Raw genomic sequence first — 16,450 nt, forward strand, 5'->3', positions numbered from 1 at the left:
ACGCTGCCTGCCGCGGCACTGGGTGAGCCGTCGCGGGGGTACGACGCACCCCGCCTGTCGTATGGCGGGCGGGGCCTTCAAGGGGGCGCGCCGGGTGCCCGCTGCTCGTTTCGCCGCCGATGCCGCATCCTTGAGGTGTGGAGTTCCTCGGGGACGAGTCGGTCGAGCGGAAGAGGAGGGCGACGGAGATGAGTTCCGGCGCACCTGCTCATAACGCTTCGGTGCACAACTACGGACGCGGTGCCACGGACAGAACGACGCCGAGGCACCATGGACCGATGCGTGACGACGAGACGACGGTGATCGGTGCGCTCGTCCATCGCGCGGTCGACGGCGACGAGCAGGCCACACACGATCTGCTCGCTCATGTTCATCCTCTGGCATTGCGCTACTGCCGCACGCGTCTGTCCCGGCTGCCGGGCGACGCGCGGCACTTCGTGGAGGACCTTGCGCAGGAGGTCTGCGTCGCGGTACTCCTCGCCCTGCCCCGCTACAAGGACACCGGGCGGCCCTTCGAAGCGTTCGTCTTCGCCATCGCCGCGCACAAGGTCGCCGACCTGCAACGCGCCGCGATGCGCCATCCCGGGTCGACGGCTGTCCCCTCGGACGAGATGCCCGAGCGCCCCGACGACTCCCTCGGTCCCGAGGAGCGCGCGCTGCTCAGCAGTGACGCCGAATGGGCCAAGAAGCTGATGGCCAACCTCCCCGAGAACCAGCGCGAGCTGCTTCTGCTGCGTATCGCGGTGGGCCTCACCGCCGAGGAGACGGGGCAGATGCTGGGGATGTCCCCGGGAGCGGTCCGGGTGGCTCAGCACCGTGCGCTGAGCCGGTTGCGGGCGCTGGCGGAGCAGTAGGCGCGGCCGCCGGAGGTGCGCCGCGTGCCGGAGTGCGCGAGGGCGGTCGAAGGTGCGGGCGTGCGTGGCGTCCCCCCGGGGCGGTGTTCTGCCGCGTCGATGTCGGACCGTGTCCGGTGCCGCGTCCTGCGGTGCTCGATAAGCCGGCGCTCGGTGTGCCGCTCCGTCGTGCGCCGTCACGGCGTCGGCGGTGGCAGCGATGCCGGCGGTAGAGACGGTTTCTTACCGCAAACGTGAGAACGGACACGGTGGAATGCGGCATCGTCGGGAGAAACCCCGCCGGGGGATCCGTACGCCACCGCGGTGACGGGACGGCGAATCCCGGGGACCAGGCTGTCGGGCCGACGGGTGAACGGTCCCGGCGTGCCACCCGTACGAACCTACGAAGCCCGAGGGCGATCCGAACCGTGGAATGGGAGACCCTTGCTTCCCGTTAGCATGGACATCCGCACCGATCAAGGCCATTTGGGGAAGGTGTCATGACTGCCAACGTCGACGGAGTGCCCGCCAAATTCGCGACACTCGGGCTGACCTACGACGACGTGCTGCTGCTGCCGGGCGCGTCGGACATGGCACCCGACGAGATCGACACCGCCTCGCACATCTCGAAGAACGTGCGGGTCAACATCCCGCTGCTCTCGGCGGCCATGGACAAGGTGACCGAGTCCCGCATGGCCATCGCGATGGCCCGCCAGGGCGGTGTCGGCGTGCTGCACCGCAACCTGTCCATCGAGGACCAGGCCAACCAGGTCGACCTGGTGAAGCGCTCCGAGTCCGGCATGGTGACCGACCCGATCACGGTCCACCCGGACGCGACGCTCGGCGAGGCCGACGCGATCTGCGCCAAGTTCCGCATCTCCGGCGTGCCGGTGACCGACGGCGGCGGCAAGCTCCTCGGCATCGTCACCAACCGCGACATGGCCTTCGAGACCGACCGTTCGCGCCAGGTGCGCGAGGTCATGACGCCGATGCCGCTGGTCACCGGCAAGGTCGGCATCTCCGGCACCGACGCCATGGAGCTGCTGCGCCGCCACAAGATCGAGAAGCTTCCGCTGGTCGACGACGCGGGCGTCCTCAAGGGCCTCATCACGGTCAAGGACTTCGTGAAGGCCGAGAAGTACCCGAACGCCGCGAAGGACGCCGAGGGGCGCCTGCTGGTCGGCGCGGCCGTCGGCGTGGCCGGTGACGCCTTCGAGCGCGCCCAGGCCCTCATGGAGGCGGGCGTCGACTTCATCGTCGTCGACACCGCGCACGGCCACTCCCGCCTGGTCGGCGACATGGTCGCCAAGATCAAGTCGAACTCCGCGGGCGTCGATGTCATCGGCGGCAACATCGCCACCCGTGACGGCGCGCAGGCCCTCATCGACGCGGGCGTCGACGGCATCAAGGTCGGTGTCGGCCCCGGCTCCATCTGCACGACCCGCGTGGTCGCCGGCATCGGCGTACCCCAGGTCACCGCCATCTACGAAGCCTCCCTCGCCGCCAAGGCGGCCGGTGTCCCGGTCATCGGCGACGGCGGTCTGCAGTACTCCGGTGACATCGCCAAGGCCCTGGTCGCCGGCGCCGACACGGTGATGCTGGGTTCGCTCCTGGCGGGTTGCGAGGAGTCGCCGGGCGAACTGCTCTTCATCAACGGCAAGCAGTTCAAGTCGTACCGCGGTATGGGCTCCCTGGGAGCCATGCAGTCCCGTGGCGAGCAGCGCTCCTTCTCCAAGGACCGCTACTTCCAGGAGGGCGTCGCCTCCGACGAGAAGCTGGTGCCCGAGGGCATCGAGGGCCAGGTGCCCTACCGGGGCCCGCTGTCCGCGGTCGTGCACCAGCTGGTCGGCGGTCTGCGCCAGTCAATGTTCTACGTCGGCGGACGCACCGTGCCCGAGCTCCAGGACAACGGCCGGTTCGTCCGGATCACCTCGGCGGGCCTCAAGGAGAGCCACCCGCACGACATCCAGATGACGGTCGAGGCACCGAACTACAGCCGTAACAAGTAACGGTCACCAAGCAGCCGTACAGAGCTCCACGCGTGCGTGAAGCCCGAACAAGGGCGGTCCCGGAGGTTCCGGGGCCGCTCTCGTCGTAGGCGTCGGGGATACTGGAAGGCGCAGAACCGAAGAGGGAAAGGCCACACACGTGACTGAGATCGAGATCGGGCGCGGCAAGCGCGGCCGCCGGGCGTACGCCTTCGACGACATCGCCGTCGTCCCGAGCCGCCGTACGCGGGACCCGAAGGAGGTCTCGATCGCCTGGCAGATCGACGCCTACCGCTTCGAGCTGCCGTTCCTGGCCGCCCCGATGGACTCGGTCGTCTCCCCGGCCACCGCGATCCGTATCGGCGAGCTGGGCGGCCTGGGCGTCCTCAACCTCGAAGGCCTGTGGACGAGGTACGAGGACCCGCAGCCGCTGCTCGACGAGATCGCCGAGCTGGACGCGGACACCGCGACCCGTCGTCTGCAGGAGATCTACGCGGCTCCCATCAAGGAGGAGCTGATCGGGCAGCGCATCAAGGAGGTGCGCGACTCCGGAGTCGTCACCGCCGCCGCGCTGTCGCCGCAGCGCACGGCGCAGTTCTCCAAGGCCGTGGTCGACGCGGGTGTGGACATCTTCGTCATCCGCGGTACGACGGTGTCGGCGGAGCACGTCTCGGGAGCCGCCGAGCCGCTGAACCTCAAGCAGTTCATCTACGAGCTGGACGTCCCCGTCATCGTCGGCGGCTGTGCCACGTACACCGCGGCCCTGCACCTGATGCGCACCGGCGCGGCGGGTGTGCTGGTCGGCTTCGGCGGTGGCGCCGCGCACACCACCCGCAACGTGCTGGGCATCCAGGTCCCGATGGCCACGGCCGTCGCCGACGTGGCCGCGGCCCGCCGCGACTACATGGACGAGTCCGGCGGCCGGTACGTGCACGTGATCGCGGACGGCGGCGTCGGCTGGTCCGGCGACCTCCCCAAGGCCATCGCGTGCGGTGCCGACTCGGTGATGATGGGCTCTCCGCTCGCCCGTGCCACGGACGCGCCCGGCAGGGGGCACCACTGGGGCATGGAAGCGGTCAACGAGGAGCTGCCGCGCGGCAAGAAGGTCGACCTCGGCACCGTCGGCACCATCGAGGAGATCCTCACCGGTCCGTCGCACATCCCGGACGGCTCCATGAACATCTTCGGCGCCCTGCGCCGCGCCATGGCCACCACCGGCTACAGCGAGCTCAAGGAGTTCCAGCGCGTCGAGGTGACGGTCGCGGACTCGCAGCACAAGCGCTAGCCCGGACGCGCGCCGCGCGCGCCGGTCCGTACGTGTGAAGGGGCCGTCCACCACCCGGTGGACGGCCCCTTCACGTATGAGTGCCGCCGGCCCGTCAGCCGTTCAGCCACCGTCCCGTGCCGGCCGGCACGGGAACGAGATGGAGAGGCGTCACAGGCCGGCCCTGCGGGTGGACTGGAACGCCACGTACGCCGCGATCGCGAAGAAGACGAAGGTCAGCGGGTCCGCGTCGGCCTTCCAGGAGTCCTGGACGAATCCGAGGTGGTCGAAGAAGACCTCGTTGAAGCCGACGCCGACCTGCTTGGCGATGATCATGGCCTCGCCGATCAGCTGGCCGAGGTAGATCGCGGCGACGGAGAGGACCACGCCGGCGACCGGAAGGCTCTGGCTGCGGCCGCCCACCCGGCCCGCGGCGATGCCGACGAGGAAGCCCACACCGACGGCGGCGTAACCGATCTCGTGCTTGGTCAGACCGATGACAAGGCCGTACAGGACGGCGGAGACCAGACCGGCGCCGAGGGCTGCGGCGAGACCGAGCGCGAAGTTGCCGCGCGCCGGGGCGACGGGTGCGACCGGGAAGCCCGGCTGGGGCGCGCCCGGTGGGAAGGCCTGCTGCGGAACACCGGGCTGTGGGGCGGGCGGCTGCGGGACACCCGGCTGCGCGTCGGCCGGCTGTGTGGCGTAAGGGTTCTGGCCCGCGTACGGGTTGTCGACCGGTGGACCGGACGGCGGCGGCGACTGAGTCATGTGGATCCCCCCAGGGACGTGAGCGCACGCCTGACAGCGCCCGGGACGCGGGCGCACTGGTGTGCGAGAGCTGACGCACACTAACAGGCGGCAGTGACATCGGGTCAGGGGATTTCGGAGAGGTCAGAGCCGGTGCGCCGCCCCCGTGGGAGTCGCCCCGCGGGTGTCCAGGAGGAGCTGGGCCTTCACGGACAGGCCCTGGAGGTCGTACGTCCGGTGCGGCTGGAGCAGGATCGTGAGGTCGGCGTCGGCGGCGGCCTCGTAGAGGGAGTCGGCGCGTGGGACGGGGTGACCGAGGACGTTCCAGGCGGGGACGAGCGGGTCGTGGTAGCTGACGGACGCGCCGAGTTCCATCAGACGCAGGGCGATCTCGTGGGCGGGCGTGCCCTGTTGGTCGGCGAGGTCGGCCTTGTAGGTGACGCCGAGCAGGAGCACGCGTGCGGCGCGGGCCGACTTCCCGTGCTCGTTGAGGAGGGCCGCGGCGCGCCGGATGACGTACTGCGGCATGTGGTTGTTGACCTGCTGGGCCAGTTCGACCATGCGCAGGGAGCGGGGCGCGCGGCCGGCCAGGTCCTGGGGGATGCCGTGGCCGCCGACACCGGGGCCCGGCCGGAACGCCTGGAAGCCGAACGGCTTGGTCTCGGCGCAGCGGATGACGTCCCACAGGTCGACGCCCAGGTCGTGGCAGAGCACGGCCATCTCGTTGACCAGGGCGATGTTCACGTGCCGGTAGTTGGTCTCCAGGAGCTGCACGGTCTCCGCCTCGCGGGGCCCCCGCGCGCGGACGACCTTGTCCGTGAGGCGGCCGTAGAAGGCGGCGGCCGACTCGGTGCAGGCGGGGGTGAGGCCCCCGATGATCTTGGGGGTGTTGGCCGGGGTGAAGTCTCGGTTGCCGGGGTCGACCCGGCTGGGCGAGTACGCGAGATGGAAATCGCGCCCCGCGCGCAGTCCGGAGCCCTCTTCGAGGAGGGGGCGCAGGAAGTCGTCCGTGGTTCCGGGGTGCACCGGCGACTCCAGGATCACCGTGGTGTGCGGGCGCAGGTGCGCGGCCAGGGTGCGGGCGGCGGAGGCCACCTGGGCCAGGTCGTGCGCGCCGTCCGGGCCCGGTGGGGTCGGGGCGCAGAGGACGGCGGTGCGGACCCGGCCGAGTTCGACCGGGTCGGTGGTCGGCCGGAAGCCCCCCGAGAGCATCCGGCGCAGTTCGGCGGGGGTGAGCGGGCCGCTTTCCGGCCCGGTCTTGTAGCCGAGCGTGGAGACGCCGGCGGCGACGGCGGCCTGGGCCAGGGGCAGGCCGAGATGACCGAGTCCGATGACGGCGAGATCTGCGGGCATGGCGTGGGCCGTCCTTCCCAGTAACCGAAGCGGGACAGGTGCGCAAGTCCTGTGGACAGGATGGACGAGCGCAATGTCAGACTAGGAGTAAATATGACCGATTTGCGGGATTGATCGGGCGAGTTTCCGCGAGTGTTGTCCACAGGCTGAGGGCGCGTGGTGGCCGAAGAAGGGCAAGACGGTCAGACTTTGGGCAGGGGGCAGGTGAGCCGGGCGTCGCCGGACGGGTGCGGCCAGCACGACAGACAGCGGGAGGCAGCGGTGAGGACAGCGAAACTGGGGCCGGCGGAGCGTGTCGAGTCCCTGGCGGGAATGGCCGAGCGCGAGCTGGATGTGCTGGTCGTGGGTGCGGGTGTGGTCGGTGCGGGCACCGCGCTCGACGCCGTGACCCGCGGCCTGTCCACCGGCCTGGTCGAGGCCCGTGACTGGGCGTCGGGCACGTCGAGCAGGTCCAGCAAGCTGATCCACGGCGGTCTGCGCTATCTGGAGATGCTCGACTTCGCTCTGGTGCGCGAGGCCCTGAAGGAGCGCGGGCTCCTCCTGGAGCGGCTCGCACCGCACCTGGTGAAGCCCGTGCCCTTCCTCTATCCCCTCCAGCACAAGGGCTGGGAGCGGCTGTACGCGGGATCGGGCGTCGCCCTCTACGACGCCATGTCGATGACGAGCGGCCACGGACGCGGACTGCCCACCCACCGGCATCTCTCCCGTGGCAAAGCCCTGCGCGTCGCCCCCGCGTTGAAGAAGGACGCGCTGGTGGGCGCGCTGCAGTACTACGACGCCCAGATGGACGACGCCCGCTATGTGGCGACCCTGGTGCGCACGGCGGCGGCGTACGGGGCGAAGGTCGCCAACCGCGCCCGCGTGACCGGCTTCCTGCGCGAGGGCGAGCGCGTGGTCGGCGCCCGGGTGCAGGACGTCGAGGGCGGCGGGGAGTACGAGATCCACGCCAAGCAGGTCGTCAACGCCACGGGGGTGTGGACCGACGACACCCAGGCCATGGTCGGCGAGAGGGGCCAGTTCCACGTACGCGCCTCCAAGGGCATCCACCTGGTCGTACCGAAGGACCGGATCAACTCCTCGACCGGTCTGATCCTGCGCACCGAGAAGTCCGTCCTCTTCGTCATCCCCTGGGGGCGGCACTGGATCATCGGCACCACGGACACCGACTGGGACCTCGACAAGGCCCACCCCGCGGCGTCCAGCGCGGACATCGACTATCTGCTGGAGCACGTGAACTCGGTGCTCTCGGTACCGCTGACCCGTGACGACGTCCAGGGGGTGTACGCGGGACTGCGGCCGCTGCTCGCCGGCGAGTCGGACGCCACCAGCAAGCTGTCGCGCGAGCACACCGTGGCCCATCCGGTGCCGGGCCTCGTGGTCGTGGCGGGCGGCAAGTACACGACCTACCGGGTGATGGCCAAGGACGCGGTCGACGAGGCGGTGCACGGACTCGACCAGCGCGTCGCCGAGTGCGTCACCGAGGACACCCCGCTGCTCGGCGCCGAGGGATACCGGGCTCTGTGGAACGCGCGGGCGCGCATAGCGCAGCGCACCGGGCTCCATGTGGTCCGCGTGGAGCACCTGTTGAACCGCTACGGCGCGATGGCGGAGGAGGTTCTCGACCTCATCGCCGCCGACCCCGCGCTGGCCGAGCCGCTGCCGGCCGCCGAGGACTATCTCAAGGCCGAGATCGTCTACGCGGCCTCCCACGAGGGCGCCCGGCACCTGGACGATGTGCTGACCCGGCGGACCCGCATCTCGATCGAGACCTTCGACCGAGGTACGCGCAGTGCCCGTGAGGCCGCCGAGCTGATGGCGCCGGTCCTCGGCTGGGACAAGGACCAGATCGAGCGCGAGGTGGAGCACTACGAGAAGCGGGTCGAGGCCGAGCGGGAGTCCCAGCGGCAGCCGGACGATCTGACGGCCGACGCGGCGCGGCTCGGGGCCCCGGACATCGTGCCCCTCTGACCTGGGGATTCCGGCACATCACTCGAACGGGTGCGGTGATCCGGGATCTCTGTTCGGGTCCTGTCCGTTCTAGTGGGTGCGGGTGTGGAACTCGGCTGAGAGCAGGGCGGGTTCGAGACCGGGATCGGCGATCTTGTCCGTGTTCACGCGGGAGGTGGGGATAGGACGGTCATCGGCATCGGCCGCGGTGCGCACCTGGGTGTCGGACGCACAGCCGTCGTGCCCCCACACCGTGATGCCGCACGCCGGTTTCAGGGGGTGGGGTCCCTCCTTCGCGGCGAGCCGCGCCCGCCCCACCAGCCGCGCGAGACGTTCAACACCCGCACCGCGCACGGCGTGTACGGCATGGGCCTCTGGACATGGGCCCGGTTCGGAGGACGGCAGGGCCGTGGCCGGGGCGCCGCCCCGGGTGACGAGACGGGCGAGGGCGGCACGGGGGGTCCGGGTGGTCCGGGAGACAGAGGCCGGTGAGTCGGTCGGCGCGACGGGGCCGGGGGCAAGGGGTACGAGGGGGTGCGAGGTGTCGGCGTCGAAGTCCCGTGGGCTCGCGAGGCCTTCGGCTTCGGAGGGGCGGGCGACGAGGGACCGTCGGCGTGGGCGGGCGGAATGTCCGCCTCCCCGCCGGACGGGGTGACGCGGAGGCGCCGGAGCCCGCCGGAAACAGGGAGATGAAGGACGGGGAGAGGGACGAGTTCAGGCCGAACGGTCCGGCCGAGGCCAGTACCACGAGCGTCAGGGGCAGTGGTATGACCAGGAGTGTCCGAGGTGTCCGGCGCGGCGGCAGCGGCAGTCCTTCCGTCCCGCCGTCCATCATGCGGGACGGTAGGGCCCCGGCACCGGGCGGACCCCTTCCGAGGGGCACCCTGGGCGCTGAGCGCTTGTCGGGTGAGGGACAATGAAGGCTCTGTCAGGGCGGGTTGCATGAGGGGACGCATGTCGGACGCGGAGCGGGCGGGAGCATCCCGTCAGGACAAGAGCGAACGTCTCCTCGCCGGGCGGTACCGGCTGGGGGATGTTCTCGGCCGCGGCGGCATGGGCACGGTCTGGCGGGCCCAGGACGAAACGCTGGGCCGCACGGTCGCCGTCAAGGAGCTGAGGTTCCCGTCGAGCATCGACGAGGACGAGAAGCGGCGGCTGATCACACGCACGCTGCGTGAGGCCAAGGCGATCGCGCGCATTCGCAACAACGGCGCGGTGACGGTCTTCGACGTGGTCGACGAGGACAACAGGCCGTGGATCGTGATGGAACTCGTCGAGGGCAAGTCCCTGGCCGAGGTCATCCGTGAGGACGGCGTCCTCACACCGAAGCGCGCCGCCGAGGTGGGGCTCGCGATACTCGACGTACTGCGGTCGGCGCACCGCGAGGGCATCCTGCACCGCGACGTGAAGCCGTCGAACGTGCTGATCTCCGACGACGGCCGGGTCGTGCTGACCGACTTCGGCATCGCCCAGGTGGAGGGCGATCCGTCGATCACCTCGACCGGCATGCTCGTGGGCGCGCCCTCCTACATCTCCCCCGAGCGGGCGCGCGGTCACAAGCCGGGCCCCGCGGCCGACCTGTGGTCGCTGGGCGGCCTGCTGTACGCGTCGGTCGAGGGCGTCCCGCCGTACGACAGGGGCTCCGCGATCGCGACGCTCACCGCGGTCATGACCGAGCCGGTGGAACAGCCGAAGAACGCGGGCCCGCTGGAGACCGTGATCTACGGGCTGCTCGCCAAGGACCCCGAACAACGGCTCGACAACGAACGTGCGCGGGCGATGCTCAGCGAGGTGGTCCGCGCCCCCGAGCCCGGGGTGGCCGTGCCGGAGCCGGCGGACGCGACGAAGGTCGTGGCGTTGCCGCCGCTGCCGGACGAGGACTCCCGCAAGGGGAGTTCGGGTGGCTCCGGCGCCAAGCGGGGCGAGGAGTCCGGCGAGCGGTTCCGCGGCGCGCTGCGTTCCGTGCGCAAGGCCGCCTCGGCGGCCGGCGCCGCCACCGCTGCGGCGACGGCGCGCGCCAAGTCCACCGGTACGGCGGGCACGGGCGCGGCGGCCACCGAGGGTGCGGCTGCGCAGACGCCGACGGTTCCCAGGCCGACGGCTCCGCCCGCTCCGGCGGGCGCGACCCCGTCGAAGCCCGCGGCCGGGAAGGCCGGGGCGGCCGGCTCGGGCGCGGTCACGCCGGGCCCGCGCACCGGCGCGGCGGACGTCTCCCGCAAGCCGGGCGCCCGCGACGGCGCGACGGTGGGGCTGAGTTCCGGACCGGTCGGTGGGCCGGGCGCGAAGGACACGGCCGGTTCGGCGGATTCGACCCGTGTGGTGGGCGCGGCCGGCTCGACGGCTTCGACCGGTGCGAGCGGGACCGCGGGCGGCTCGGGCTCCGGGGGTTCCCAGGGTTCGGGATGGCCGGTGGCCCCCGAGCGACCGCCGCGGCCCGCGCCGAGGGCGCCGCTCACCGATGTGGTGCCGCGGCGGACCCTGGTCGTCATCGCGGTGGTCCTGGCGCTCGTCGTGATCGGGACCGTGCTGGCCCTGACCCTCGGCGGCGGTGGCGACAGCGGCGCGAAGGGCGGCAAGAGCGACGACACCAAGTCGGCCGCGTCCAGTGGGGCGAACGCCGGCGGCGGCGGCAAGGGCGCGGACAAGGGTGCCCACACCGGCAACGGCGACAAGAAGGACGACTCCTCCGCGCCGGACGGGGGAGGCGTTTCGGGCGCCACGCCCAGCACGGGTGCCTCGGGTGACGGGAGCGGCTCGGGCGACGACAGCGGCTCGGGCGGCGGCGGCAAGGAGACCGGCTCCGGGGGTTCCACGGTGGAGTCGAAGTACAACGGAAGCCAGGGGTTCTCGATCGGCCTGCCCAAGGGGTGGAAGTACAGGACCTCGGACGCCGCGGGCGCCCGTTTCACCGGCCCCGACGGGCAGAAGCTGCTCATCGGCTGGACCTCGACGCCCAAGAACGACCCCGTGGCGGACTGGCAGAACCAGGAGCGGGGCATGGTGCGCCCGCAGTACGAGAAGATCCGCATAGAGAAGGTGGACTACCGCGGCTGGAACACCGCCGACTGGGAGTTCACCTACCAGGACGGCGGGACGACGTACCGGACGATCGACCGCGGATTCGTTGTCAACGGCCATCAGGGGTATGGGTTGATGTACACGGCGAAGGCCTCCGCCTGGGACAGCGATCTGCGCAAGGACACCTGGGAGACGCTGACGAAGACGTTCCAGCCGAAGTCGTGAGACGCGGGTCCGGGCCCGAGTCGTGAGGTTCGGGCCGGTTCGCCCCGGGTGTCTGATGTAGGGCTCGGTCACGGGCTGGTGACATCTCGCATCCTCACATTGCGGGTTGCCTCCGGCACGTATCGTGAGTGGTTGCGGACCGTACCAAGCCGTAACGGGGCGCAAGGCGAACGGAATTGACCACCGGGCGGCCGGGGGAGGCATCGTGGACGAGTACGCGGGTCGGGTACTGGCCGACCGCTATCGCCTCCCGCTGCCGCCGTCCGACGAGTACGAGTTCGCCGAGAGCCGCGCGTTCGACACCTACAGCGGGCAGGAAGTCCTGGTCCGGCAGGTGCCGTTGCCGGAGGTCGTCGAGGCCGAGATGCTCGACGCGGACGGATTGCCCGAGGGGTTCGTGGCGCGGGACGGCGGGGTGCGCCGCGCCTCCGCGCGCACCACGCGCCGGCCGGCCGAACCCGCGGTGCGGCGGGCGATCGAGGCCGCGCAGGCCGCCGCCCAGATTCCCGACCATCCCCGGCTCGACCAGGTCTTCGACGTGTTCGCCGAAGGCGGCTCGCTGTGGATAGTGAGTGAACTGGTGCCCGCGAGGCCGCTGGCCGCGCTGCTCGCCGAGAAACCGCTGAGTCCCTACCGCGCCGCCGAGGTCGCCGCCGACGTCCTCACCGCGCTGCGGGTCCTGCACGCGCACGGCTGGGTGCACCGCAACATCACCGCGCGCACGGTGCTCGTCTGCGACGACGGCCGGGTGATGCTGACCGGGCTGGCGGCCGGGGCCGCGGAGGAGGCGCTGTGCGGGTACGACCCCGTACCGGTACGGGACTTCGAAGGTCCGGCGGGCGCGGAGGGCGTACCCGGAGGGCCGGGGGTGCCCGGAGCGCCGGGAGCCTCGGGTCCGGGCGGGGCGCGGACGCCCCGGGTGTCGCAGGTGGCGCAGGTCCCGCCGGTTCCCCGAGGGACGAGGGCTCCCGGAGGTGAGGGCGCCGGGAGCACCGGGCCGGCGTGGAACACGGGTTCGCCCGGCACGCACCCCGGCACGCACCCAGGCGCGGGCGCCTCGCGTGGCGTGAGCGGGGCCGGAGCTCCGGGGGCCACGAGTCCCGGGGGCACGTTCGGCGCCGTGGTCGCCGGTGCGCAGGGGATCGATGCCGAGGCCGCGCGGCGGGCCGCGATCGAGGCACGCGCCGAGAACGGTACGCCCGCGGAGGAACCGCCCGCCGCGGGCAGCGCGGCCCTGGCCCGCAGGGCACTCGACGCCGGGGGCGACGCCCGGGCGGCGCGGGCCGGAGCCATCGCCGCGTACCGCGCCGGAGCGCGCGCCGCCGCCCGCGTGCACGAACAGCAGCGGGGCGCCCCCGCCGCACTGCCCGCGCCCCGCCCGGCCCCGCCGGCCGACCCCTCCGCGCCGCCCGCCCAGGCGACCGGACACGTCGTGGAACAGCGGCCGGAGACTCCGCCCCCCGGTCAGATCGCCGACCCGTACGGCGTGGCACACACCAGGGCCTGGCACGGCGCCCAGCCCCGCCCCGGCACCGTGGGCCCCGGCCAGGGCACCGCCCCAGGCCCCGGTCACGACACCGGTCAGGGTTTCGGCCAGGGCGTCGATCCCGGGGCCACCCGGGGTTACGGCCACGACACCGGTCAGTCCCTCGCGAACCCCACCGGGCAAGCCCTCGGTCAGGGCGGCGGCCAGGCGCGTCCGGCGCTCCCGGGCGGCGGCGCCGGACACGGCCCCGGCGCGCCGGAACGTCCCGGCGGCGTACCGGCCCTGGTGACCGGACCGGGACCGCGGCAGTCCGCGGTTCCCGTGCCTCCGAACGGCCGCTGGGACGAGCTCGTCGCCGGTACGCCGCCGCGCCGCGGACCCGCCACGGCACTCGCCGCGGAGCGGGCCCGGCAGGCGCGGATGGCGGTCGTCGGCCCGGTGACCGAGCGCTGGGCGCCCGAGCAGGCCGGCCCGGTGCACGAGAACTGGCAGCTGGCGGCGCCGATCGGTCCCGCGACCGACCTGTGGGCCCTGGGTGCCCTCCTCTTCCGCGCCGTACAGGGCCACGCGCCCTACCCGGAGGAGAACACGGCCGAACTGGTGCAACTGGTGTGCGCCGAGCCGCCCGCGTTCGCGGAGGAGTGCGGCCCCCTGCGGCCCGTCGTGGAGTCGCTGCTGCGTCAGGACCCCACGGAGCGTCTCGACTTCGAGGAGCTGCGCGGCTGGCTGCGCTCGCTGGTACGGTCCGCGCCCGAGCCCGAGGCGGGCGCGTACGTCGTCGCGGCGCCCCCGGTCGACCCCAGCCGGCTCCCGATCGTGCGCAGGAGGGGCGAACTCGTCCGCCGGCGCCGCGCCGGACTGCCCGCGACCAGCCCGCACGCCCGTCACAAACGGGCCAGGAGCGACCGCCCGGCAAGCCGAGCCGGGCAGGACAGGCCCCGAAGGCTCGGGCGGAACCTGGTCCTCCTGGTCCTGCTTCTGCTGGTGGCGGCGGTCGCGTACGCGATGGTCTTCATGCCGAAGAACGACCGGTCGAACGGTGCCGACGGCCGTCCGGCCGGCTCGGGGGGACAGCTCAGCCCCGCACCGGACAAGTCCTCGGGTACCGGCGCCGACGGCGGCGCCAGCAGCCAGCCGCGCCCCGACCAGACCTCTCCCGGCGGTGACAAGGACCCCTCGGGCAAGGCCAGTTCACCGACCTCCCAGAGCAGCACGCCGGGTGTCGCGGCGGGCTTCACACTCCGCAAGGACTCCGCGGGCTTCCAGGTCGCGGTGGCCGACGGCTGGGACCGCTCGCCGAGGAACGGGCGCGGCCAGGTGGTGTACTCCCACGGCGACTTCGAGCTCATCGTCGTACCCGGCCGGGACAGCACCGCGACCTACGGAAGTGATCCGCTGACGTACCAGCGGGAGCGGGAAGCCGAGTTGCAGCCGTTCCGCGACTCGACCTGGGCGACGTCCAGCGGGATGCGGCGGATCGACGTCGGCGGGCGGACCATGGCCGAGGGGCAGTTCACCTGGCAGAACTCCGCGGGACAGGAGCTCTACGTCCGCAATCTCGTGATCGTCACCGGCGGGCACTATCACCTCGTGCAGGTGCGCGGCCCGGAGGCCGAGATGGACGAGGTGACCCGGCTGTACGAACAGGCGTCGGCGACGTACCAAGTCACCGGCTGAGCAGGCCGCCTGACGTCCTCGCGGCGCTGAACGCGGAATGGTTCCCTTCCGTACCCGGAAGGGAGAACCGTCACAGTGCGGTCTCCGTACGCCCCCGCCGGTTCCCTGTGGGGTGACCGCTCTTTAGTCTGACCCTGTCAAGACCATTGCGGGGAAACGTGAATCAAATGCAGGGGCTGCTCCTCGCGGGCCGCTACCGACTTGTCGAATCCATCGGCAGCGGTGGCATGGGCCGCGTGTGGCGCGCGCACGACGAGGTGTTGCACCGCGCGGTCGCGGTCAAGGAGCTGACGGCCGCACTGTACGTCACGGAGAGCGACCGGGTGGTGCTCCTGGCCCGTACCCACGCGGAGGCGCGGGCCGCGGCCCGGATCAACCACTCGGCCGTGGTCACCGTGCACGACGTGCTGGACCACGACAACCGGCCATGGATCGTCATGGAGCTGGTCGAGGGCAACTCGCTGGCCGACGCGGTCAATGAGCAGGGGCGGATCGAACCGGCCGAGGTGGCGCGGATCGGGCTGTGGGTGCTGCGTGCCCTGCGGGCCGCACACGCGGCGGGGGTGCTGCACCGCGACGTGAAGCCCGGCAACGTGCTGCTCTCCGCGGACCGGCGGGTGCTGCTCACGGACTTCGGGATCGCGCAGGTCGAGGGCGACACGACCATCACGCGCACGGGCGAGATCGTCGGCTCGGTCGACTATCTCGCGCCCGAGCGGGTGCGCGGCCAGGACCCCGGCCCGTCCTCCGACCTGTGGGCGCTCGGCGCCACGCTGTACACGGCGGTGGAGGGCAGGTCGCCGTTCCGCCGCACCTCGCCCATCAGCACCATGCAGGCCGTCGTCGAGGACGAACCCGCCGACCCGGTCAACGCGGGTGCGCTGGGGCCCGTCCTCGCCGCGCTGCTGCGCAAGGATCCGGCCGAGCGGCCCGGCGCGGAAGAGGCCGAGCAGATGCTCGCCGAGGCGGCGGCGGGACGACTGCCGAGTGCGACGCGGTCGTATGCGCCGACGGAGCAGGCGGGGTACGACACCACGCGGACGGGGACCGGCGCCGGTATCCGCGCGCAGACGGCCGCCGTCACGCCGTATCCGCCGGCGACGATCGGGCCCGTGCCCGCGCCCCCGAAGCGGCACCGCCTGCGTACGTTCGCTCTGGTCGTCGCCCTCGCGGTGATCGTCGGCGGGGGTGCCGCGGTCGCGCTGCAGCAGTTCCGCACGGGCAAGCACGGCGGCTCGGCCTCCGCACCGTCGACTCCGAGCACCAGTGCCAAGCCGAGCGACAAGGGCGGCCAGGGGACGGTTCCCGCCGGTTGGGAGCGGCGCAAGGACCCGGTGGGCTTCAGCGTCTCCCTGCCCAAGGGGTGGCAGCGGTCCGTCTCCATCGACAAGGACGGCCTCCGGCAGGTCGACTACTCGCCCGACAAGGGCAAGCATCTCGTGCGGATCGCCGTCGACACCGCGCCGGACTTCAGCACCTCGTACGACCACATGAGTGCCCTGGAGCATGTGGTCTCGCGCCGGCTGCTGAACTACGAGCAGCTGAGCCTCAAGAAGGAGCTCTTCCGCGATCTGCCGGATGTCCGCTGGGAGTACACGTGGGACGCCCTGGCCAAGGACGCGCCGCACTACTTCCCGGGGCCCTACCATGCGATCGATGTCGGGTACATGAACAACGACGGGACCGAGTACGCCCTCTACGCGGCCTCGCCGGCCGACGACTGGGCCACCACCAAGGAGCAGTTCGACTCGATCCTGCGGGGCTTCCAGGAGAAGTGACTGATCCCTGGCGGAACAGAAGGTTCCGCCGTGTGGATGACCGCGCGGGTACGGGCGTGGGCGGTGGACTCGCTGATCCCGACCCCGGCAGGGGGCGTTGAGGCGCCGTTGCCTCGCGGTGGCCTCGTCGATTC

The 16,450-nt window shown here is 72.0% G+C and carries 10 protein-coding genes; 7 read left to right on the forward strand and 3 right to left on the reverse strand.

Features of this window, described 5'->3' with window-relative positions; genetic code table 11:
* Positions 1–278 precede the first annotated feature (278 nt).
* The 3 genes from ABZV34_RS14130 (at position 279) to ABZV34_RS14140 (ending at position 4,106) form a co-directional block, all read left to right on the forward strand.
* Entirely contained in the window at positions 279–854 is a 576-nt protein-coding gene (locus ABZV34_RS14130) for a sigma-70 family RNA polymerase sigma factor (protein ID WP_148010063.1), read from the forward strand.
* Positions 855–1,333: 479 nt separating this feature from the next.
* Entirely contained in the window at positions 1,334–2,842 is a 1,509-nt protein-coding gene (guaB, locus tag ABZV34_RS14135) for an IMP dehydrogenase (RefSeq protein ID WP_356274889.1), read from the forward strand.
* Between the two features lie 139 nt (positions 2,843–2,981).
* The gene (locus ABZV34_RS14140; RefSeq protein WP_067366955.1) at positions 2,982–4,106 is read left to right on the forward strand and encodes a GuaB3 family IMP dehydrogenase-related protein; all 1,125 of its coding nucleotides are present in this window, start codon (positions 2,982–2,984) and stop codon (positions 4,104–4,106) included.
* A 150-nt stretch (positions 4,107–4,256) separates the two neighbouring features.
* Here the strand turns inward: ABZV34_RS14140 and ABZV34_RS14145 are convergent, their stop codons facing one another.
* Positions 4,257–4,853, reverse strand: coding sequence for a hypothetical protein (locus ABZV34_RS14145; RefSeq protein ID WP_356274893.1), 597 nt, complete (start codon positions 4,851–4,853; stop codon positions 4,257–4,259).
* A gap of 123 nt (positions 4,854–4,976) precedes the next feature.
* Entirely contained in the window at positions 4,977–6,185 is a 1,209-nt protein-coding gene (locus tag ABZV34_RS14150; RefSeq protein WP_356274896.1) for a nucleotide sugar dehydrogenase, read from the reverse strand.
* 261 nt (positions 6,186–6,446) lie between these two features.
* Here ABZV34_RS14150 and ABZV34_RS14155 point away from each other — a divergent pair, with 261 nt between their 5' ends.
* A complete protein-coding gene (locus tag ABZV34_RS14155; protein ID WP_168529734.1) occupies positions 6,447–8,153 on the forward strand; it encodes a glycerol-3-phosphate dehydrogenase/oxidase in 1,707 nt (568 codons plus the stop codon).
* Between the two features lie 69 nt (positions 8,154–8,222).
* On the opposite strand, the gene ABZV34_RS14160 is transcribed toward ABZV34_RS14155, so the two are convergent.
* Entirely contained in the window at positions 8,223–8,486 is a 264-nt protein-coding gene (locus ABZV34_RS14160; RefSeq protein ID WP_356274899.1) for a hypothetical protein, read from the reverse strand.
* 600 nt (positions 8,487–9,086) lie between these two features.
* Here ABZV34_RS14160 and ABZV34_RS14165 point away from each other — a divergent pair.
* The 3 genes from ABZV34_RS14165 (at position 9,087) to ABZV34_RS14175 (ending at position 16,316) form a co-directional block, all read left to right on the forward strand.
* A complete protein-coding gene (locus ABZV34_RS14165; protein WP_356275227.1) occupies positions 9,087–11,375 on the forward strand; it encodes a serine/threonine-protein kinase in 2,289 nt (762 codons plus the stop codon).
* Between the two features lie 205 nt (positions 11,376–11,580).
* Positions 11,581–14,538 (forward strand): protein kinase, encoded by a 2,958-nt coding sequence (locus ABZV34_RS14170; RefSeq protein ID WP_356274902.1) that lies wholly within the window; start codon positions 11,581–11,583, stop codon positions 14,536–14,538.
* Between the two features lie 167 nt (positions 14,539–14,705).
* Positions 14,706–16,316: a protein kinase gene (locus tag ABZV34_RS14175; RefSeq protein WP_356275230.1), complete on the forward strand. Its 1,611-nt coding sequence runs from the start codon at positions 14,706–14,708 to the stop codon at positions 16,314–16,316.
* Positions 16,317–16,450: the final 134 nt, after the last annotated feature.

Source organism: Streptomyces sp. NPDC005195 (assembly GCF_040608315.1).
Classification (GTDB): domain Bacteria; phylum Actinomycetota; class Actinomycetes; order Streptomycetales; family Streptomycetaceae; genus Streptomyces; species Streptomyces kaempferi.